This is a genomic window from Dickeya dadantii NCPPB 898, from assembly GCF_000406145.1.
Classification (GTDB): Bacteria; Pseudomonadota; Gammaproteobacteria; order Enterobacterales; family Enterobacteriaceae; genus Dickeya; species Dickeya dadantii.
The window spans coordinates 3,361,314-3,381,815 of the sequence record NZ_CM001976.1 but is presented as its reverse complement, the minus strand read 5'-3'; the positions used below and the strand labels follow the sequence as shown (position 1 = coordinate 3,381,815).

Here is a 20,502-nt window from a genome sequence, read left to right as displayed (position 1 = left end):
CTGGCGGCCTAAGCCATCATTCAGCGAGACAGGCTGCGACGGAGAAAAACGGTCGAATCAATATCGGCGCGATTTGGGGCGTCACCGGCTTAGGGCAGTTCAAACCAGTCCCGGTTCTGCTCGGCGATAGGGGTAATGGAGTGAATCATTTCCTGCAGATGTCCGCTCATCGCTTTTTCTACCGCATCCGCATCGCGGGCTTTTAATCCATTGAAAATTAAATAGTGCTGCTGAATCAGGCTGGCCGGCGGCGACACCTGACTGAGGCCCAGGAAACGCACCCGATCCATCGTAGCTTTGATGGATTCGATCGTCTCCCAGGCCAGCGGACATTTGGCTATCTGCGTCAGCAACTGATGGAAATCATCGTCCAGACTGAGAAATTCGCGTATCTGCCCATTCTGGGCCGCCAGTTCCTGACGTCGCAGATTGTGTTCCAGCATCAACAACTGTTCATCGGTGATGTATTCGGCCGCCCGGCGTACGATAGCGCATTCCAGTGCCTGACGGATAAAGCGGGCGTCGGCCACGCGCTGCTCGGAAATCTTCATCACGAACGTGCCGCGTTGCGGCAGAATCTGTACCAGCCCGGCTTCCGCCAGTTTGATGAACGCTTCCCGCACCGGCTGACGGGAGACGGAAAAACGTGTTGAAATTTCCTTTTCAGACAGAAGCTTGCCGGGTGGGATCGTGCACTCCACGATGTCTTTGCGCAATACGCGGTAGATCTGTTGATTAACAGGTTCGTTGTTGTTGATTTGAGAGTAGTTGTTGATTTGAGAGTAGTTATCCATGCATCCGTGGTGTATTTAAGCCATTTGTCATCATGATACATGGTTAGCCGACGCCTTATCCATAAGGCGCGTCATTTTCCCGACGGGTGAGTATCGCACAGGCTGGCGGGGTGTCGGCCTGTGCGTGTCGGGCGGGTTATTGGGTCAGTGCCTGTAGCGTAGCCTTGACGCCATGATTGACCAGCGACAGATAGTAGCGGGTCACCGTCTGGACAAAGCGGCCGTCGGTGGGCAGGTCGCGGCCAAAAATGGTCTCCTGCGCCAGCAGCGCCCGCACACGGGCTTCCCCCTGTTCACTGTGTTGGACGGCCAGCGCCAGCGCCTCTTTCAGAGGATCGCTGATCTCGATCGGTTGGCCTTGTTCGTCAACGCCGCCGACATAGCGCATCCAACCGGCGACGCCCAGCGCCAGCATGTCGAATCGGCTGTCGTGCGCCAGATGCCAGCGTATGGAATCAAGCATGCGCTGCGGCAACTTTTGCGAACCGTCCATGGCGATTTGCCAGGTCCGGTGTTTTAGCGCGGTATTGCGATAGCGCTGTAATAGCGCGTCGGCGTAGGCGACCAGATCGACCCCACGGGTGCGCAGCGTCGGCGCCTGCTCCTGCAGCATCAGATGCCGGGCGGCAGCGACCAGCGCCGGGTCCTGCATACAGTCGCTGATATGGGCATAACCCGCCAGATAGCCCAGATACGCCAGAAAAGAGTGGCTGCCGTTGAGCATACGCAGTTTCATTTCCTCGTACGGCAACACATCCTGCACCAGTTCCACGCCCACCTTTTCCCAGGCGGGTCGGCCATTGACGAAGTGGTCTTCAATAACCCACTGTGCAAACGGCTCGCAGGCGACGCCGACCGGATCGTCCACGCCCAGTTGCCCAGCAAGCTGGCTTAACGTGTCGGCGGTGACCGCCGGGACAATGCGGTCCACCATGGTGGACGGGAAGGTGGCGTGCTGCTCTATCCAGACTGCCAGTTCCGGGTCGAGCGCACGGGCGTAGGCCAGCACGACGTTACGGGTGACGCGGCCATTTTCCGGCATGTTATCGCACGACATCACGCTGAACGCCGGCAACCCGGCGGCTTTGCGACGCGCCAGCGCCGCCACGATAACGCCTGGCGCAGAGCGGGGCGCGGACGGATGAGCGAGATCGGCGGTAATCAGCGGGTGATCCAGCAGCAACTGACCGGTCGCGGGCGAGTGGCAGTAGCCTTTTTCCGTTACGGTCAGCGACACGATGGCGATGTCTGGCTGGCTCATGGCGGCCAGTACCGCCTCGATGCCGTCGGTTTCGGCGTGCAATGCTTGCCGAACCACGCCCACCACCCGGCAGTGCCACGCCTGCGGCGACATTTCCGCCACGCTGAACAGGTGATCCTGTCGCCGAAGATCGGCGATGTGTTGCTCGCCGCCGATCAGGTTAATGTCGCAATATCCCCAGTCACTGGCGTGTTCCGCCGCCAGTCGATCGGCGTAGACCGCCTGATGAGCGCGGTGGAAGGCGCCGAACCCCAGATGAACGATGCGGGTTTTCAGTGCCGCCCGGTCGTAGGCGGGCGTGATGACCGCATCGGGCAGATGGGGCAACGCAGCATGGGATAATGTCATGGTTTAAAGCCCCTTGTATTGGCGGTGTGATGAGGCAGTCGCGTGGTGCGCAGCCTGAGTATCGGTGGCGTCTTCCGGCATGCTCAAATCACGATCTTTGACTTCCGGCATTGCGAGGGCGGTAATGAGCCCAATGCAGGAATAGGTCACCAGCATCACGACAATCGGCCACCAGGAACCGGCCATATTACAGAAAATACCTGCCAACACCGGGCCTAACCCGACGGCGATTAAACCGCCGGCTTCTTTGGCGATGGCCATTTGTGTAAAGCGATTTCGTGATCCGAACAGCTCGGCGATGGTGATATTTTCCAGCGCGAACAGTCCCAGCACCGCAATATTATGAATAATGATAATGGCGGCAATAATCGTGCTGACCCCCATGTCTTTATTGACGATAATCGACAACATCGGGTAGGCCAGCACGATGGCGGAAATATTCAGAATAATATAAGGTAGACGGCGGCCGAATTTATCTGACAACCAGCCTAATAGCGGAATCGTCATAAAGCCGATAATCGAACTGAGCATGAGTGCGTCGGTCGGAATACGTTTTTCAAATAACAAACTTTGCACCAGATAACCGGCCAGAAACGTTTGAATCAATCCGGAATTACCGGCCTGACCAAAACGTAATCCGGTCGCCAGCCAGAATGATTTACTGCTGAACATTTCCGTCAGAGATTTGTGCTGGCTTGCCCGGGGATTATTCGCTTTCGCTGTATCGACGGCGGTGTCGCTGACCTGTTCAAATACCGGGCTTTCTTTCAGGTTCATACGCAGCCAGATGGCGAAAACCATCACAATGGCGCTGGCCAGGAACGGAATGCGCCAGCCCCAGGCTAACAACTGCTCTCTGTCGAGCAGGAAAAACATGGCGGCCCAGATGCCGGTGGCGCTCAGGGTACCGCAGTTCGTGCCCATGGCGACCAGCGAAGAGATAATGCCGCGCTTCCCGCTGGGCGCATATTCCGCCAGCATGGTGCCGGCACCGGAAATTTCCGCGCCGGCGCCCAGCCCCTGCACGATACGCAATGTGACCAGCAGCAGCGGCGCGAAAATGCCGATTTGCGCATAGGTGGGCAAGACGCCAATCAGTGTGGTACAGATCCCCATCATCGTGATGGTAATAAACAACACCTTTTTCCTGCCGATGGAATCGCCCATTCTGCCGAACACCACGGCACCGATAATACGGGCGATATAACCTGCACCGTAAGTACCCATCGCCAGAATTAACGCCATGGCGGCCGATTGTTCAGGGAAAAAGATTTCATGAAAAACCAAGGCGGCCCCTAGCGAATACAACTGAAAATCCATAAATTCCAGCGCGGTGCCTAACCATCCGGAGATCGCCGCTTTAACCAAATCAGAGGTATCTCTTTCGGTCTTGCCGGATTCAGACGTCGTTTGTGCTTTATTCATGTTTATACTCTTTTTGAATAGTGGTGATACGCATCGCACAACGATGGAAAAATTATGATTATGTGCGCGACACACCATTCCGGGTCTGGTTAAACGATCCGGAAAGTACAGTAATAAATAACGGTGGTGACGGTTTTTATTATCAGGAAAATATACCCGTTATCGTTCAGGCGGCAGGTGAGTAAAATATCCTGCGCTTGAGTTATTTTTGGGTAATCTGTTTTATCGTTTCTCCTTTCAGGTATATATATCCGCCATACATCAGGTTGCAGATATATTCTGCGTTTATCCCCGGTCACTGATTTATTCACATTACGGGGGATTGTGGTGTTAAAGCGCCCACGCGTTGTGCTTTTCAGCAGGTGAGCGCTTTATTTTGTCGCTCACCTGATTAAAATGCTGAGATTAACTATGCCTCTTCAAACGTTAATAACACCTTGCAGCAGCGCTTCTGGTCTTTCTCAAAGATATCGATAGCCTGAACGACATCGGCATAATGAAACCGGTGTGTGATCAGTTTCGCCGGGTCAATCAATCGCTGTTCCAGCCATTCAATCACCTGTGGGAATTTATGGGCGTTGAGGCGGGATGAGAAAATGGACAACTCCTTGCTGGTAATGCTCTGCTGGGTAATCTGGCTGGGTTCGCTGGAAAAACCCATGATGGCGATACGCGCCGCCGGCGAGGCCAGCGAGATAGCCTCCTGCAGAATGCCGGGATGGCAGGCGGCATCAATGATCAGCGTGGGCTGGATACCACGCTGTTTTAGTGTCTCCGCCAGCGGGTGCTCACGATTATCCAGCACCATGTCCGCGCCGCAGTGCTGTGCCATGACCAGACGTTCGGGAATGCGATCGACCACAATCACGTCTTTAACGTGGTAGACCCCTTTGAGCACCTGCACCGAAGTCAACCCCATCGGCCCGGCGCCGTATATCAGCACGGTATCCTGTTCGGTCGGCCGGACTTGCGCGGCTACGTTGGCGGCAATGGTAAAGGGTTCCACCATAACCGCGAACTCGTCGGGAATGCTGTCGGGAATGCGGTAGGCGTTTCTGGCCGGAACGGCGGCGTATTGGCTAAAACCGCCGTCACGGTGCACGCCAAGAACGGTCAGAGCGGTACAAACGTTTGGCCGCCCGACGGAGCACGGGTAGCAATGACCACAACTGACCACCGGGTCGACCGCAACCCGTTCGCCGATGCGCGCAGCATCCACTCCTTCGCCGACGGCATCGATAACGCCAAAGAATTCATGGCCGATGACGCGCGGGTATTTGGCGAACGGGTTGTGGCCGCGATAGATATGGCTGTCGGAACCGCAAATCCCGGCCAGTTGGACCTTGACCCTGACGTCGCCATGCGCGGGCTGGGGGGGGTCGCGATCGGCAATCGTCAGCGCGTTGGGGTGTTCAATCACAATGCTTTTCATGTCTACCTCGTTGTCTTACCAGTTCCACAGCGTGCCGTCTTCCAGACGGGCAATCGGCAGATAGGCGGGTTCATAGGGATATTTGGCCGCCAGTTTTTCATCAAACTCGATCCCCAGACCGGGTTTGTCGCCGGGGTGCATATAGCCGTCTTCAAATGTCCAGCTATGCGGGAACACGTCGAGCATCTGTTCGGAATACCCCATGAACTCCTGAATACCGAAGTTCGGTACCCAGAGATCGAAATGCAGCGCGGCAGCCATGCAGACCGGCGAAAGATCCGACGGGCCGTGCGATCCGGTGCGAACCTGATACAGCGAGGCAAAGTCGGCGATACGGCGCATACCGGTGATGCCGCCGGCGTGAGTGATGGTCGTGCGGATGTAATCGATTAACTGCTCTTCGATCAGTTGCTTACAATCCCAGATACTGTTGAACACCTCACCAACCGCGATCGGCGTGACGGTGTGCTGGCGAATCAGGCGGAAGCACGCCTGATTTTCGGCAGGCGTCGGGTCTTCCATCCAGAACAACCGGTAGGGTTCCACGCTTTTGCCGAAACGCGCCGCTTCAATCGGCGTCAGGCGGTGGTGCATGTCGTGCAGCAGGTGTTCATTAAAACCAAACTTACTGCGTACGGCTTCAAACAGGTTGGGCATGAAGTCGAGGTACTTCTCCGTTGACCAGATCTGCTCTTCCGGCCAGTTGCCTTTGGTGGCGGGTTCGTACGCCAGCCCTTTGCCTTTCGCCATGCCGTAGGTGGTTTTCATCCCTGGGATGCCGCACTGTACCCGAATGGCTTTGAAACCCTGGTCGCGGTGTCGGGCATAGTCTTCCAGCACCTCGTCGATGGAATGGCCGGTAGTATGGCAATACACCATAACGCCGCTGCGGGAAGCGCCGCCCAGTAACTGGTAGAGCGGCATGTTCGCCGCTTTACCCTTGATGTCCCAGAGCGCCATATCGACGGCGGAAATGGCCGACATGGTGACCGGGCCGCGGCGCCAGTAGGCGCCTTTATAGAAGTATTGCCAGATGTCTTCGATCTGCCGGGCATCGCGGCCGATCAACTGCGGGCAAATGTGATCCTTAAGGTAAGACGCCACCGAGAGCTCGCGTCCGTTCAATGTGGCGTCGCCAATACCGGTGACGCCATCATCGGTGGTGATTTTCAAGGTAACGAAATTACGTCCCGGACAGGTGACAAACACCTCTGCGCTAATAATTTTCACGTTTCATGGGTCCTTTTTATGTCCTCTACTCTAACTACCATACAAGTATATTAGTGAGCGTGCTATGCGCTGCTTCACAGTTATTCGTCAGGCTGGGTAAAAAACATCCTCATTTTTATGGTGAAACTACCTGGACTGTAGCGAGGAACAGTCCATCAATGGCATGGTGTTTGCTTGATAAATGGCGTGTTTTTGTAAAACAAGGGGGCAATACTGCACCCCGGTAGACCATTAACCGCAATGACAGCGAACAGGAATAGCAATCGAGATGACACAACAGGTCTTTTTCCCCGCCACCGTGTTGCGTGGCGCAGGAGTCAGTCAACAGTTGGGCGAAGTGTGCGCCCGGCTCGGGAGTCGGGTATTGGTCGTGGGAGGGCATCAGGCCCTGACGGCAGCGCAGACGCTGATTATCGAGCAACTGCGGCAAGCCGGGGTAACGCTGACCGCGGTGGAGTGGTCCGGCGAGCAGTGCAGCGTCAGTCAGATTGAACGGCTGTGCGCGCGGGTGCGTGAAACCGGCAGCGATCTGCTGCTGGCGGTCGGCGGCGGCAAGGCGCTGGATACCGGTAAAGCGGTAGCGTTTCAGTGCGGCATTCCAGCAGTGACGCTACCGACGATTGCCGCCACGTGTGCCGCGGTGACGCCGCTGTCGGTTCGTTACCATGATGACGGGCATTTCCACGATTTGTATCACCTGCCGGTGGCGCCGGCGGCGGTGGTGATCGACAGCGCGCTACTGGTGCGTGCACCGCTGCGCTGGCTGGCGGCCGGGCTGGGAGATACGCTGGCAAAATGGTATGAGTTTCGCGTTATCGACACGGGCGACAACGGCAGCGGCTTTGCCGCATCGTCACGAGCTAACAGTGAGATCTGTTTTCGCTTAATCGAACAGCACGGCGAGGCCGCCTGCCGTGCCGTAATGGACGGACAACCCAGCGACGCACTTGATCAGGTGCTGGACGCCATCTTCCTGTTCGCCGGGCTGACGTCGCTGATGGCCAGCGGCGCACACGCGGCGGCGTCTCATGCGTTGTACGAAGGATTTACCGTTTGTGATAAGACCCGCGAATTCGGTCACGGCCTGCTGGTCGGCTTCGGCAATCTGTGTCTGCTGGCGCTGGAGCAGCGTAGTGATGAAGAGCTGCTGGCGGCGATTCGGCTGGCTCAGGCTTGTGCAGTGCCGCTGACGCTGGCGGCGATCTGCCCGGATCTGTCAGAGGCGGAGCTGGCGGCGATCGTTCGTGCATCGGTTGATGCGCCGGATATGGCGAATATGCCGTTTACCGTAACGGAGCAGCGGGTGCGTCAGGCGATACACCGGGTGGAGACGCTGGCGACCAGCGTGGCGGCGTAACCGGCGTTGCCGGGAAATAAAAAGACCGGGCGCGTAGCCCGGTCTTGTCTGGTTGATACGCCAGGAAGCCCGTGTTGTGTTTCAACCGGCCAGACGACCCTGTCAGAGTTTGCTGACGCCTGAACGGCTAACCTTACAGTTGGTGGTGTCCCATTTTTCGCCGTATTTTTCCGTTGAGCCCTGGCCTTTTACTACGCCTTTGAACTCTTCGCAAACCGGCGGTTTGCCTTCTTTGTAATTCTTGATTTTCAGACCACTGATGGTCGCCACGTCGCCGTAGTTGCGGTTGACGCCGGCAATGCTGTCAATGGTGCCGTTGACGGTGGCGCTGGTAATGGTCAGGAAGCGCGGGCCGCCGTTGTCGGAACAGTCACCGCAGGAACGCCACAGTTTCCCGTGTTCACCGGTCAGGGTGAAGTTGCCTTTCACCACGGTGGTGCTGTTTTTGGAATTGTGTTGCAGCACTTTGTCCGGTTTGCCGCCGTAACCGTCTTTGGCGTTGTGTGCGATCCCGCCGATGATGGTCATGGTTTTGCCTTTATTGGTTGCGGCATCTTCGCAGATGTCTTCCCAGATCACGTTTTCAATGGTGCAGTTACCGCTGTCGCAGTGGATGCCGTCCGCGCCGCCGGAGGCGGAAATACGCAGGTTTTTCACCGTAGCGTTTTTCAGAATGATCAGCGGTTTCTGTTTGTCGCTGTCATTCGGACAGGAGGTGCCGATGGTCACGCCGCCGCAATCCACCGTCCGGTTTTCGAACGTGGCGCCCGGCTTACACTCGGAACTGGCTTTCGCTGCGCGCAGCGGGCCGGCGTTCGGTGCGGTGGTGACGGCATTTGATACGACCTGAGCCTGATTTTCGCTGACGACGTCCACCCAGTACCAGTAATTGAGGCCGCTATTGGTGTCGGTATCTTTAAAGGTACGGGTTTCCGCGTCCAGCACGGCGATACGTTCACGCAGGTCAGGGTTGCTGGTAGTGCCGCGATAAACTTCCTGACGCGCCACTTTACTTTCGTCGGTAGACCAGCCCAGATAATTCACATCGCTTTTCTGAGAAAGCATCAGTGTGGTTTGGGCGGCGAATGAAGGTGCCGCCAGAGTGAGTGCACACAGAGGTATTACATACTTAAACATACAATCTCCTTGTAAATCCCACAGGTATTGACTCTCATTCAGTTGAGAGAAATAAATAAAAGCGGGTACTTCCTGAATGTATCGAGCTTACTATAGAACAAAAAATAAAAAGGGCGAGAAAAATAAACCGCTGTTTCGAAAATTAACCTGATGTGAATATCATTTATTTTATTTTCTAATTTTGAAAAGAGAGTTATGTCATTTTTATTTATGAAATATCCGTAATACTGTAAAAATGAATGTGACAAAGATCTGTTTTTTATCGTTATCTGATTGATTTTTGTTCCATTGCAAGAGCAGGGGAGAGAATAGCTATGTGTTTGAGCGGCTTTATGATAATACCGTCGTGCAGTTTATTCAGCGGTAATCGTAATGTGAATGATTTGTTTATTTTTGATGGTTTGACCGGCAGATATCGGTTATTGCATCGGCTGGCGAAGGCCAATCGCCGGATAAAAGAGAACCTGTCGAAATACCGCTTGAACGCGGTTCTTCGCATTTTGACGGTATACGGTGCGACCATACTGGCCGCAAAGGATGGCAACGTGTCCGCCGCGCGAAAAACGACAGGTATATTCAGATACGCCGCTTTGCTGCTGAATAAGCATTTATAGGGGTTTATGCACGTTTTTAATAGGGATGTCTGTGATGATGATAAATAAGGCTGCTTTTTGTGCGTTGGTTGCCGTGGTGTTATCGGGATGTGGCGGCCGCGAGCCGACCGAGCAGGATATCGGGCAAGCAGTTGACGAGATGGTGGCGCAAACCAATCGGGAAATGAAACAAAAAGTCGGTACGCTTTTTAATGACGCAATGGTGCTGAAAATCAATTCGTTAAAAAAGCTGAATTGCATCAGAAGTGAAAATAAAGGCTATCAATGCAATGTCGACCTGGATATGTCATTGCCACTGGTTGGAAACAAGAAAGAGACCGTCAATTTTACTTTTATTCAGGAAGACGGCGTGTGGAAGCTGGTTAAATAATTTGTGTCTTTCCTGATCGTCAGTGTTTTTCATGATAATAAATGTCCCCGGCGTATTGCCGGGGATGCCTCGATATTATCCCAGCATCTTTTCCACGCAGCGTTTGAATACCTGCACGCCGGTTTCCAGCGACGATAATTCAAAATGCATGTCCGGGTGGTGCAGCCCCGGCTTGAGATTGGTGCCGAGCCCCCAGAAGCCGGCCTTAATCTGCGGCTTGAGACGCGGATAGAAGAAAAAATCTTCTCCGCCGGCGGTGCTTTTGGGCGCGGTCAGACCGGCTTCGCCCAGCACATCCACGATGGCCGCGCTGATAAGGGCGGTGGCGTCGTGATGAATATCCGCCGCCGGGATCTCTTTCAGTAGTGTGATCTCGGTCGTCGCGCCGTAAGCCGCCGCGCTATATTCAATGGCGCGGATCACTTTGGCTTTCAGCTCGTCCATCGCATCATTCCGGGACGCACGCAGGTCCCAGCACACCGTGGCGCTATCAGGAATGGAGTTGGTCACGCCGGCGTCGCACAGAAACCGGGTGGCTTTGGCGCTCCAGGTCAGGTGCGGCGCCAGCGGAACCGCCTTCACCGCCATGACGGCGTTGGCGGCGGCTTCCAGCGCGTTCACGCCCAGATGCGGCCGCGCGCCGTGCGCCGGCTGGCCGTGAAAGGTGACTTCCAGCGTGCTGCTGGCGGAATAGTGCATCGCCGGTATCGCTTCGCCCAACTGGCACTCTTCCACCGGGCGCAGGTGAAAGCCGAGGATCATGTCCACGTCGTCGATGGCGCCGCCTTCCACCATGGCGATGGCGCCGGTACCCAGCTCTTCGGCGGGCTGAAACAGGATCTTCAGCCTTCCTTTCTTCACCACGCCGTCGCGCATCAGTTCCTGAGCGGCGGTCAGCACCACTGAGGCGTGGGCGTCGTGTCCGCAGGTGTGGCGGGCACAGAACTCGCCGTCAATAATATGGCCCAGCGCATCCATGTCGGCGCGCAACGCCAGCACCGGGCCGGGTGCGCCGCTGTTCAGCTCCGCCACCATGCCGGTGGTGCCGTTGACGCCGCGGGTCAGGCGGTAGCCCGCCGCTTCCAGCTGCGCGGCCAGGTAATCGGCGGTCTTGAATTCCTGGAACCCCAGTTCCGGAATGGTGTGCAGGTAACGGTAGTGATCGAATACGTTGGGCATAACGTCTCTCTTGGTGTTCATCAAAAAGCGTTCATCAAAAAGCGTTCGTCAAAAAGTGTTCGTCAAAAACGATGCTCAGAGCGCAGGGAACACAGCCTGAACGCCAATGCAGGCTGTGCACGCAGTCGACATCCAACAGCAAGAGTTATCAGCAAGAGTTATGCCAGATAAAAGCGATGGCCGAATTAACCGGGACAAGAGTAGCGACGGAGTACTGTCTGGCGGGCGATTCCACGCGTCGTGCGTGAGTAATTCACGGCGCGTTGCCGGCATGGTAAACCCCCTTTCGCCAGAACGTAACGCCATGACCCATCAAGGTGTCTATCCTCACCGAACGGGGGCATTGCCTGCACCTGACAGGTGCCGGTTCGGCGCGCGGTTATCTATCTCTAACGACCGGGTGAGAAGAGGGGGAAGAAGAGGAGCGGCAGGGGCGACTGCGCGGCGCAACAGACATCGGTCTGATACCGTCCCGCGCAGTGACGCGGCTGGCGATGCGGTCAATGCATACCGGGAACGGGCGCGTCGGCGTTGATGCGTAGACCTTCGGCGTTGAACACCAGACAGTGAGCGGCGTCGAAACCAACGGTAATCGCCTGCCAGGGGCGGAACTGCACGTCGCCGGGCAGCAGGATTTTGACGCCGTCGTAGCCGTAACACTGGCCGAACAGGTAGGTGTTGTTGCCCAGTCGTTCCACCACTTCACACTGAAAAGCCAGCGTTGCCTGATGCGACGGCTGAATGCCAAGGTGTTCGGGACGGATCCCCAGCGTGACGGCGTCGCCGGGCTGTAACGGTGTGGTGTCGATATCCAGCGTCAGCGCTTTTTCCGCCGTCAGCGTCACCGTCAACTGATGCGGCTGCCAGGCGACGACGGTCGCGGGCAGGAAATTCATTTTGGGCGAGCCGATAAAACCGGCGACGAAGCGGTTGACCGGGTTGTAGTACAGCATCATCGGCGAGCCGGTCTGCTCCACCTTGCCGTTGTTCATCACCACGATTTTGTCGGCCAGCGTCATCGCTTCCACCTGATCGTGGGTGACATACACCATGGTGGTTTTCAACTCCTGATGCAGCTTGGCGATGTGCAGGCGCATGTCGACCCGCAGTTCGGCGTCGAGGTTGGAGAGCGGTTCGTCGAACATGAACACTTTCGGGTTACGCACAATGGCTCGACCGATGGCGACGCGCTGGCGCTGGCCGCCGGACAGCTGTTTAGGCTTGCGGTCCAGCAGGTGAGACAACTGCAAGGTTTTGGCGACCATTTCGACCTGATGGCGAATCTCCGCCTTCGGCACCTTGTTGACCTTCAGTCCGTAGCCCATGTTTTCCGCCACCGTCATGTGTGGGTACAGCGCGTAGGACTGAAATACCATCGCCACGCCGCGGTGGGCCGGCGCGACGTCATTCATCACTTCGTCATCAATCAGAATCTTGCCATCGCTAATCTCCTCCAAACCGGCGATCATCCGTAGCAACGTGGATTTGCCGCAGCCGGAAGGCCCGACAAACACCGCAAATTCACCCGCCTGGATATCCAGATTGATATTGTGCAGCGTTTCAGTTTTGCCAAAGCGTTTGGTGACATTTTTTAAGCATATGCTGGACATCCGTTTTTCCTCAACGGGTTATCAATACGGCGACCACAGGGGCGGGTCGGGTCGCGCCGGCAAGGTTGTGTATTACGTATAACAAATATTGCGGGCCAACCTGACGGCGATTTCACGTTGAGATGACTATAACCACCTTGTTTTTAGCACCCTATCGGCACGTTTCATTTCTGCAATTGTGATCACACAATAGTCACTTTCCTGTCGTCATATCCTTATGGTTAGCGTAGCGTATAACATCATCAATGGTAAAAATCAGGGTCGTTAAGGCCAGATATAATCAGCCATGATGCGTTTATCAATGCGAAGTGCCAGGTTTTTTGCTTAAAAATGTTATACCTTCACATGAGGTCGATAATGAAAACCAAAACGCTTACCGCCCTGCTTCTCTCCGCCACCGCTGCCGGCCAGCTGGCGGCCTTTCCGGTACATGCCGCGCAGCAGCTGACCGTTTGGGAAGATATCCGGAAATCGGATGGCATCAAGGACGCCATCGGGGATTTCGAAAAACAGTTCAACGTCAAAGTGAACCTGCAGGAAATGCCGTATGCCCAGCAGCTGGAAAAACTGCGACTGGACGGCCCGGCGGGCATCGGCCCCGATGTGCTGGTGATCCCCAACGATCAACTGGGCGGCGCGGTGGTGCAGGGGCTGATTGCGCCGCTGAAGCTCGATAAGGCCGAGCAAGACAGCTTCACCGATGCGTCGATGGCGGCATTTCGCATGAACAACCAGGTCTATGGTCTGCCGAAAGCGGTGGAAACCCTGGTGCTGATTTACAACAAAGATCAGGTGAGCAAACCGCTGGCCAGCCTGCAGGAGTGGTATGACTTTTCCCGGCAGCAGCAGGCGCAGAACAAATTCGGGCTGCTGGCGAAGTTCGATCAGATCTACTACAGCTGGGGCGCGATCGGGCCGATGGGCGGCTATATCTTTGGTAAAAAAGACCCCGGCAAAAACGACAAAGGCGGCCTCAACCCGTTGGATATCGGCCTGAACACGCCGGGCGCGGTGGAAGCGGTGACGCTGCTGCGCAAATTCTACGCCGACAAGCTGTTCCCGGCGGGGATCATCGGCGATAACGGGCTAAATGCCATCGATTCGCTGTTCACCGAGAAAAAAGCGGCAGCGGTGATCAACGGCCCCTGGGCGTTCCAGCCTTACGAAGCCGCCGGCATTCATTACGGCGTGGCGCCGCTGCCGCTGCTGCCGGACGGCAAACCGATGAGCTCGTTCCTTGGCGTGAAAGGGTATGTGGTATCGACCTGGAGCAAGGACAACGCGCTGGCGCAACGGTTTATCGAGTTCATCAACCAGCCGCGCTACGTGAAGGTCCGCTATCAACGCACCGGCGAGATCCCGCCGCAAAAAAGCATGATTGACGATCCGCTGATTAAAAACGACGAGAAGGCCAGCGCGGTCGCCATCCAGGCCGCCAGAGCCGTGCCGATGCCGGGCATTCCGGAAATGGGCGAAGTCTGGGGGCCGGCCAACGCGGCGCTGGAGCTGAGTATGACCGGCAAACAGGAGCCGAAAGCGGCGCTCGATAACGCCGTGAAGCAAATCAAGATGCAGGTCGAGGCGATGCAGGCCAGCAATCAGTAATAACCGTCATCCGTTAACGCAGTAGGCCACACCGAGCGGGAGGGCGACCTCCCGCGACTAGAAGGAGCAGCGTGTGATTATCAGTTCCGGCGAACCCCTGTCCGGGGAAAAGCGCACCCGACGCCACGCCTGGGTCGCGGCGTTGTGCGCGGTGCTGCCCGGCGGCGGGCAGTTTTATCACCGCCAGTGGGCGAAAGGCATGATTTTTCTGGTGCTGCTCGGCAGCTATCTGGGGGTGTTTCATGATTTTCTGCGTACCGGCCTGTGGGGCGTGTACACCCTGGGGGAAGAGGTGCCGCGCGACAACTCCATCTTCCTGCTGGCGGAAGGGATCATCAGCCTGCTGATCATCGCCTTTGGCGTACTGATCTACGCCGTGTCGATAAACGATGCCTGGCGCAATGGCAAACGGCGGGATGACGGGCTGACGCTTAACAGCGTGCGGCAGCAGTACCGGTTGCTGCTGAGCGAGGGCTTTCCTTACCTGATGATTACCCCTGGGTTCATCCTGCTGGTGTTCGTGGTGATTTTCCCGATCCTGTTCGGTTTCGCCATCGCGTTTACCAACTACAACCTGTACCACACGCCGCCCGCCAAACTGGTGGAGTGGGTCGGGATGAAGAACTTCGTTAGCATTTTTACCCTCAGCATCTGGCGTTCGACCTTTTTTGATGTGTTGCAGTGGACGGTGGTCTGGACGCTGCTGGCGACCACGTTGCAGTGCACGGTAGGGGTGTTGCTGGCGATCCTGGTTAACCAGAAAGACCTGCGCTTTAAACCGCTGGTCCGTACGATTTTCATTCTGCCGTGGGCGGTGCCGGGGTTCGTCACCATTCTGGTGTTCGCCGGCATGTTCAACGATTCGTTCGGCGTCATCAACAATGCCATTCTGGCGTCTGTGGGCATCAGCCCGAAAGCCTGGCTGACCGATCCGTTCTGGACCAAAACGGCGTTGATCATGATGCAGACCTGGCTCGGCTTCCCGTTTGTGTTCGCCATGACCACCGGCGTGTTGCAGGCCATTCCGGACGATCTGTACGAGGCGGCCACCATGGACGGCGCCAGCCGCTGGACGCAACTGCGCACCATTACGCTGCCGCTGGTGCTGTACTCAATCGCGCCGATCATCATCACCCAGTACACCTTCAACTTTAATAATTTCAACATCATCTATCTGTTCAACAACGGCGGTCCCGCCGTCGCTGGCTCCAATGCCGGGGGCACCGACATTCTGGTGTCCTGGATTTACAAACTGACGATGTCGTCGTCCCAGTATGCGATTGCCGCCACCATCACCATCCTGCTGTCGATTTTTGTCGTCGGTCTGGCGCTGTGGCAATTCCGGGCGACCCGGTCGTTTAAGAACGATGAGATGGCGTAAGGGGAAAATGATGGCGACGACTCAGGGTATTAATCGTCAACGCGTTAATCGTCAGGGTGTTAATCGTCAAAGCATCAAGCGCGAGAAGGCGATTCGGCTTTCGCTGTCCTGGCTGGTGATTATCGCGGTGTCCGTGGTGATCATTTATCCGCTGGTGTGGACGGTCGGGGCGTCGCTCAATGCCGGCAACAGCCTGCTGAGCACCTCGATTATTCCGGATAATCCGTCCTTTCAGCATTACGCGGATCTGTTCAACGGTCAGGTCAATTACCTGACCTGGTACTGGAACTCGATGAAAATCAGCTTCCTGACCATGGTGTTGACGCTGTTAAGCGTCAGCTTTACCGCTTACGCTTTTTCCCGTTTCCGCTTCAAGGGACGGCAAAACGGCCTGATGCTGTTTTTGTTGTTGCAGATGATCCCACAGTTCTCGGCGCTGATCGCCATTTTTGTGCTGTCGCAACTGCTGGGGTTGATCAACAGCCATCTGGCGCTGGTGCTGATTTACGTCGCCGGCATGATCCCGATGAACACCTATTTGATGAAAGGCTATCTGGACGCTATTCCCCGCGAGCTTGATGAATCGGCGCGCATGGACGGGGCGGGCAATTTTCGTATTTTCATTGAAATCATTATTCCTTTGTCCAAGCCGATCATCGCCGTGGTGGCGCTGTTTTCCTTCACCGGCCCGCTGGGGGATTTCATTCTGTCCAGCACCATCCTGCGCACCCCGGATAAGTACACCCTGCCCATCGGCTTGTACAACCTGGTGGCGCAGAAAATGGGCGCCAGTTACACCACCTACGCCGCCGGCGCGGTGCTGATTGCCGTGCCGGTCGCGCTGCTTTACCTGATGCTGCAAAAATATTTTGTCTCCGGCCTGACCTCAGGCAGTACCAAAGGATGATCACCATGAAAAAGATGATACCCGCATTACTGGCTGTTTCCCTGGCGCTGGGCGCCGCGCCGCTGATGGCGGCGGAGTCTGTCGTGATAAAACCGCTACGCAATGCCCCGGCCGATTTTATCAAGGGCGCGGATATTTCCACCTTGCTGGAAGTGGAGCGTCAGGGCGGCGTGTTTTACGACGAAAACCGCGCTCGCGTCGACCCGATCGCGCTGCTGAAGAAGAACGGCGTCAACTACATCCGGCTGCGTTTGTGGGTTGATCCCCGCGATGCCGCCGGGCACCCTTACGGCGGCGGCGATAACGATTTGGCGACCACGCTGACACTGGCCAAACGCGCCAAAGATCAAGGCCTCAAACTGTTGCTGGACCTTCAGTTCAGTGACTTCTGGACTGACCCCGGCAAGCAGTTCAAGCCGAAAGCCTGGGCTCATCTATCGTATGATCAACTGAAAGTTGTCATTCATGACTATACCCGCGACACCATTGCCCGCTTCAAGCGGGAAGGGGTGCTGCCGGATATGGTGCAGATCGGCAATGAGATCAACGGCGGCATTCTGTGGCCCGAAGGCAAAAGCTGGGGGCAGGGCGGCGGCGAGTTTGACCGGCTGGCCGGCCTGCTGAATGCCTCCATTGCCGGTTTACGTGAAAATCTCAGTTCGCCGGGGCAGGTCAAGATCATGCTGCATCTGGCGGAAGGCACCAAGAACGACACTTTCCGCTGGTGGTTTGATGAAATCACCAAACGCGGCGTGCCGTTCGATGTGATTGGTCTGTCGATGTACACCTACTGGAACGGCCCGATCAGCGCGCTGAAGGCTAACATGGACGACATCAGCCAGCGCTACAACAAAGATGTGATCGTGGTTGAGGCCGCCTACGGCTACACCCTGGCTAATTGCGATAACGCGCCGAACAGCTTTGGCGCAAAGGAAGCCGCGGCAGGGAGATATCCGGCCACGGTACAAGGACAGGCTGATTTTATTCGTGACCTGATGCAAAGCGTGATCGATGTACCCAATAAGCGCGGCAAAGGCGTGTTCTATTGGGAACCGACCTGGATCATTGCGGCGGGAAATACCTGGGCCACCGAAGCCGGCATGGATTATATCAATGACCACGGTTTCATAGGTAATGCCCGTGAAAATCAGGCGTTATTTAATTGTCAGGGGGAAGCGTTGCCGTCGATAAAAGTCTTTAATTAATTATCTCTTTTGTTTTTCGATGACAGGCGTGTTGGCGGTACCCGATTTATCATTGGGGAATGATAGGATTGCCGCCCGCCTGCCTATCGAAATAGAGGAGATATGCTCTCTGCCAATTCAGTATTAAGGATGTTTTATGAAACGATTTACGCCTTTGAATCCGAAGGTGGAAGGGTTATTACATGGCGCTGATTATAATCCGGAGCAATGGGAGAATTACTCCGGCATTATTGATGACGATATCGCCATGATGAAACAGGTGAAATGTAATGTCATGTCGGTCGGTATTTTCAGCTGGGCCAAACTGGAGCCGCAGGAAGGCGTGTATCGGTTCGACTGGCTGGATGAGGTTATCGATAAATTATATCGGCAGGGCATTGCGGTGTTTCTGGCTACGCCCAGCGGTGCCCGCCCGGCATGGATGTCGCAACGTTATCCGGAAGTGCTGCGCGTCGGGCGCGACCGGGTGCCGGCGCTGCACGGCGGTCGCCATAACCACTGTCTGTCGTCGCCGGTGTACCGCGATAAAGTAGCGAAAATCAATACGCTGCTGGCAGAACGCTACGGGCATCACCCGGCGGTGATCGGCTGGCACATCTCCAATGAATACAGCGGCGAATGCCATTGCGATCGCTGTCAGCAGGCGTTTCGCAACTGGTTGCAGGCGCGTTATCAGACGCTGGATAACCTCAATCACGCCTGGTGGAGCGATTTCTGGAGCCATACCTACAGCGACTGGTCGCAGATTGAATCGCCGGCGCCGCAGGGTGAAGTGTCCATTCATGGCTTGAACCTCGACTGGCGACGCTTTAATACCGCGCAGGCGACCGATTTCTGCGCGCAGGAAATCGTTCCGTTGAAGCGGGTGAACCCGGCGATCCCGGTTACCACCAATTTCATGGAGTATTTCTACGATTACGATTACTGGCAGCTGTCGCGCGTGCTGGATTTCATCTCCTGGGACAGCTACCCGATGTGGCACCGCGACAAGGACGACGCCACGCTGGCCTGTTATATCGCGATGTTCCATGACCTGATGCGCTCGCTCAAGCAGGGCAAGCCGTTTGTGTTGATGGAATCGACCCCCAGCGTCACCAACTGGCAGCCGCTCAGCAAGCTCAAGAAACCGGGCATGCATATTCTCTCCTCGTTGCAGGCGGTGGCGCACGGTGCGGACGCGGTGCAGTATTTCCAGTGGCGCAAGAGCCGCGGTTCGGTGGAGAAATTCCACGGCGCGGTGGTGGATCACGTCGGTCATATCGATACCCGCGTCGGCCGCGAAGTGGCGCAACTCGGCCAGATATTGTCGCAGCTGGATGCGGTGGCGGGCAGCCGGGTAGAAGCTCAGGTGGCTATCCTGTTTGACTGGGAAAGCCGCTGGGCGATGGATGACGCGCAGGGGCCGCGCAATGCCGGGCTGGAGTACGAAACAACCGTGGCGGAACATTACCGCCCGTTCTGGGAGCAGGGGATCGCGGCGGACATCATCAACGCCGACTGCGATTTCAGCGGCTATCGGCTGTTGATTGCGCCGATGCTGTACATGGTGCGCCCAGGCTTTGCCGAGCGTGTCGAGCAGTTTGTGCGGCAGGGCGGGCAGGTGGTGGTGACCTACTGGAGCGGCATCGTTAACGAAAGCGACCTGTGTTATCAGGGCGGATTCCCCGGCCCGCTGCGCGCGGTGCTGGGGATCTGGTCAGAAGAGATCGACTGTCTGGCCGACGGTGAATACAACCGGGTACTGGGGCTGGCGGACAATGATATCGGGCTGAAAGGGCCGTATCAGGCGCGCCACCTGTGCGAGTTGATCCACCTTGAAGGCGCGACGGCGCTCGCCAGTTACTGTGACGATTTCTACGCCGGCCGGCCGGCGGTGACGGTAAACCGCGTCGGCGCAGGGAAGGCCTGGTACGTGACTTCGCGTAACGATCTGGCGTTCCAGCGCGATTTCTTTGGCGCCATCATCCGTGAACTGGCTCTGCCGCGGGCGTTGGATATCCCGCTGCCGCCGGCGGTAACGGCCCATCGCCGTACCAACGGCGACGACGAGTTTATCTTCATCGAAAACTACAGTGCGCAGCCGCAGCCAATTCAACTGCCCGCCGGGTATAGCGACATGCTGACCGGGTTGCCGCTGGTAGACATTGTTCTTTCCGCCTGGGATTGCCGGGTGATTCGCCGCCGTCTGATCTGACGGCGTTCCGCCTGCACCCATCGCCGATGCCGGCATGGGCGTTTTCTCTTGGGCGATGACCCGCCGCGCCGGCGGGCGTCGCCGCGTATAATGCCTTCAGAGGAGTATGACTATGGTCAATCTGCGTTCTTTTATGCGCTATTTTTCGCATCCGAAGCCGACGCCGGAATTAAGCGACGACGACAAACAGCAGATTCAGCGTCTGCTGCGGTGGTTTGGCGGGCGGGATAATATCGAACAGGTCGATGCCTGTATTACCCGGCTGCGTGTGACGGTAAAAAACCTAAACCTGGTTGACTCGCAAGGGTTACAGCAGGAAGGCGCGCTGGGCGTTATTATTCTTGGGCAGCAGGTTCATGCCATATTCGGTAAACAGTCGGATACGTTACGCAAATTATTAGAGGAGCATTTTTCCCGCCCGGAATAATAGCTCGTCAATAACAGCAGGATAAT

Annotated in this window: 17 protein-coding genes; 9 read left to right on the top strand and 8 right to left on the bottom strand. The window is 56.4% G+C overall.

The annotated features are described in order from the left end of the window. Positions 1-89 precede the first annotated feature (89 nt). From DDA898_RS15180 to manD, 5 genes are all read right to left on the bottom strand, one after another. Positions 90-794: a GntR family transcriptional regulator gene (locus tag DDA898_RS15180; protein WP_438830408.1), complete on the bottom strand. Its 705-nt coding sequence runs from the start codon at positions 792-794 to the stop codon at positions 90-92. A 136-nt stretch (positions 795-930) separates the two neighbouring features. Next, positions 931-2,403: a mannitol dehydrogenase family protein gene (locus DDA898_RS15175; protein WP_038911629.1), complete on the bottom strand. Its 1,473-nt coding sequence runs from the start codon at positions 2,401-2,403 to the stop codon at positions 931-933. Positions 2,404-2,406: 3 nt separating this feature from the next. After that, a complete protein-coding gene (locus DDA898_RS15170; protein WP_038911628.1) occupies positions 2,407-3,828 on the bottom strand; it encodes an MFS transporter in 1,422 nt (473 codons plus the stop codon). A 409-nt stretch (positions 3,829-4,237) separates the two neighbouring features. Beyond that, positions 4,238-5,260: a Zn-dependent oxidoreductase gene (locus tag DDA898_RS15165; protein ID WP_038911627.1), complete on the bottom strand. Its 1,023-nt coding sequence runs from the start codon at positions 5,258-5,260 to the stop codon at positions 4,238-4,240. Positions 5,261-5,275: 15 nt separating this feature from the next. Continuing rightward, complete coding sequence (gene manD, locus DDA898_RS15160) at positions 5,276-6,490, bottom strand: D-mannonate dehydratase ManD (RefSeq protein ID WP_013318845.1); 1,215 nt, start codon at positions 6,488-6,490, stop codon at positions 5,276-5,278. Positions 6,491-6,758: 268 nt separating this feature from the next. Between manD and DDA898_RS15155 the strand changes: the two genes are divergently transcribed. Then, positions 6,759-7,847 carry an iron-containing alcohol dehydrogenase family protein gene (locus tag DDA898_RS15155; RefSeq protein ID WP_038911626.1) on the top strand — a complete coding sequence of 363 codons (1,089 nt, stop codon included), beginning with the start codon at positions 6,759-6,761 and terminating at the stop codon, positions 7,845-7,847. Between the two features lie 102 nt (positions 7,848-7,949). On the opposite strand, the gene pelI is transcribed toward DDA898_RS15155, so the two are convergent. Next, entirely contained in the window at positions 7,950-8,984 is a 1,035-nt protein-coding gene (gene pelI, locus DDA898_RS15150) for a pectate lyase PelI (protein WP_038911625.1), read from the bottom strand. A gap of 374 nt (positions 8,985-9,358) precedes the next feature. On the opposite strand from pelI, the gene DDA898_RS15145 reads away from it, so the two are divergent. Then, positions 9,359-9,598, top strand: coding sequence for a hypothetical protein (locus tag DDA898_RS15145; RefSeq protein WP_152490692.1), 240 nt, complete (start codon positions 9,359-9,361; stop codon positions 9,596-9,598). A gap of 34 nt (positions 9,599-9,632) precedes the next feature. Next, a complete protein-coding gene (locus tag DDA898_RS15140; RefSeq protein ID WP_236616675.1) occupies positions 9,633-9,968 on the top strand; it encodes a hypothetical protein in 336 nt (111 codons plus the stop codon). A gap of 75 nt (positions 9,969-10,043) precedes the next feature. Here DDA898_RS15140 and DDA898_RS15135 read toward each other — a convergent pair whose 3' ends face one another. Continuing rightward, positions 10,044-11,147 carry a M20 peptidase aminoacylase family protein gene (locus tag DDA898_RS15135; protein WP_038911623.1) on the bottom strand — a complete coding sequence of 368 codons (1,104 nt, stop codon included), beginning with the start codon at positions 11,145-11,147 and terminating at the stop codon, positions 10,044-10,046. A gap of 500 nt (positions 11,148-11,647) precedes the next feature. Then, entirely contained in the window at positions 11,648-12,757 is a 1,110-nt protein-coding gene (locus tag DDA898_RS15130) for an ABC transporter ATP-binding protein (RefSeq protein WP_038911622.1), read from the bottom strand. Between the two features lie 357 nt (positions 12,758-13,114). Here DDA898_RS15130 and DDA898_RS15125 point away from each other — a divergent pair, with 357 nt between their 5' ends. The 6 genes from DDA898_RS15125 to DDA898_RS15100 all read left to right on the top strand — a co-directional run bounded on the left by DDA898_RS15125 (position 13,115) and on the right by DDA898_RS15100 (position 20,476). Continuing rightward, positions 13,115-14,362, top strand: coding sequence for an extracellular solute-binding protein (locus tag DDA898_RS15125; RefSeq protein ID WP_038911621.1), 1,248 nt, complete (start codon positions 13,115-13,117; stop codon positions 14,360-14,362). A 73-nt stretch (positions 14,363-14,435) separates the two neighbouring features. After that, positions 14,436-15,743, top strand: coding sequence for a carbohydrate ABC transporter permease (locus DDA898_RS15120; RefSeq protein WP_013318834.1), 1,308 nt, complete (start codon positions 14,436-14,438; stop codon positions 15,741-15,743). A gap of 10 nt (positions 15,744-15,753) precedes the next feature. Further along, positions 15,754-16,650 (top strand): sugar ABC transporter permease, encoded by an 897-nt coding sequence (locus DDA898_RS15115; protein WP_050570274.1) that lies wholly within the window; start codon positions 15,754-15,756, stop codon positions 16,648-16,650. 5 nt (positions 16,651-16,655) lie between these two features. Then, complete coding sequence (locus DDA898_RS15110) at positions 16,656-17,855, top strand: glycoside hydrolase family 53 protein (protein ID WP_038912602.1); 1,200 nt, start codon at positions 16,656-16,658, stop codon at positions 17,853-17,855. A 136-nt stretch (positions 17,856-17,991) separates the two neighbouring features. Continuing rightward, positions 17,992-20,049: a beta-galactosidase gene (locus DDA898_RS15105; protein WP_038911620.1), complete on the top strand. Its 2,058-nt coding sequence runs from the start codon at positions 17,992-17,994 to the stop codon at positions 20,047-20,049. Between the two features lie 112 nt (positions 20,050-20,161). Beyond that, on the top strand, positions 20,162-20,476 hold the full coding sequence (locus DDA898_RS15100) for a PTS sugar transporter subunit IIB (protein ID WP_038911619.1): 315 nt from the start codon (positions 20,162-20,164) through the stop codon (positions 20,474-20,476). Positions 20,477-20,502 lie beyond the last annotated feature (26 nt).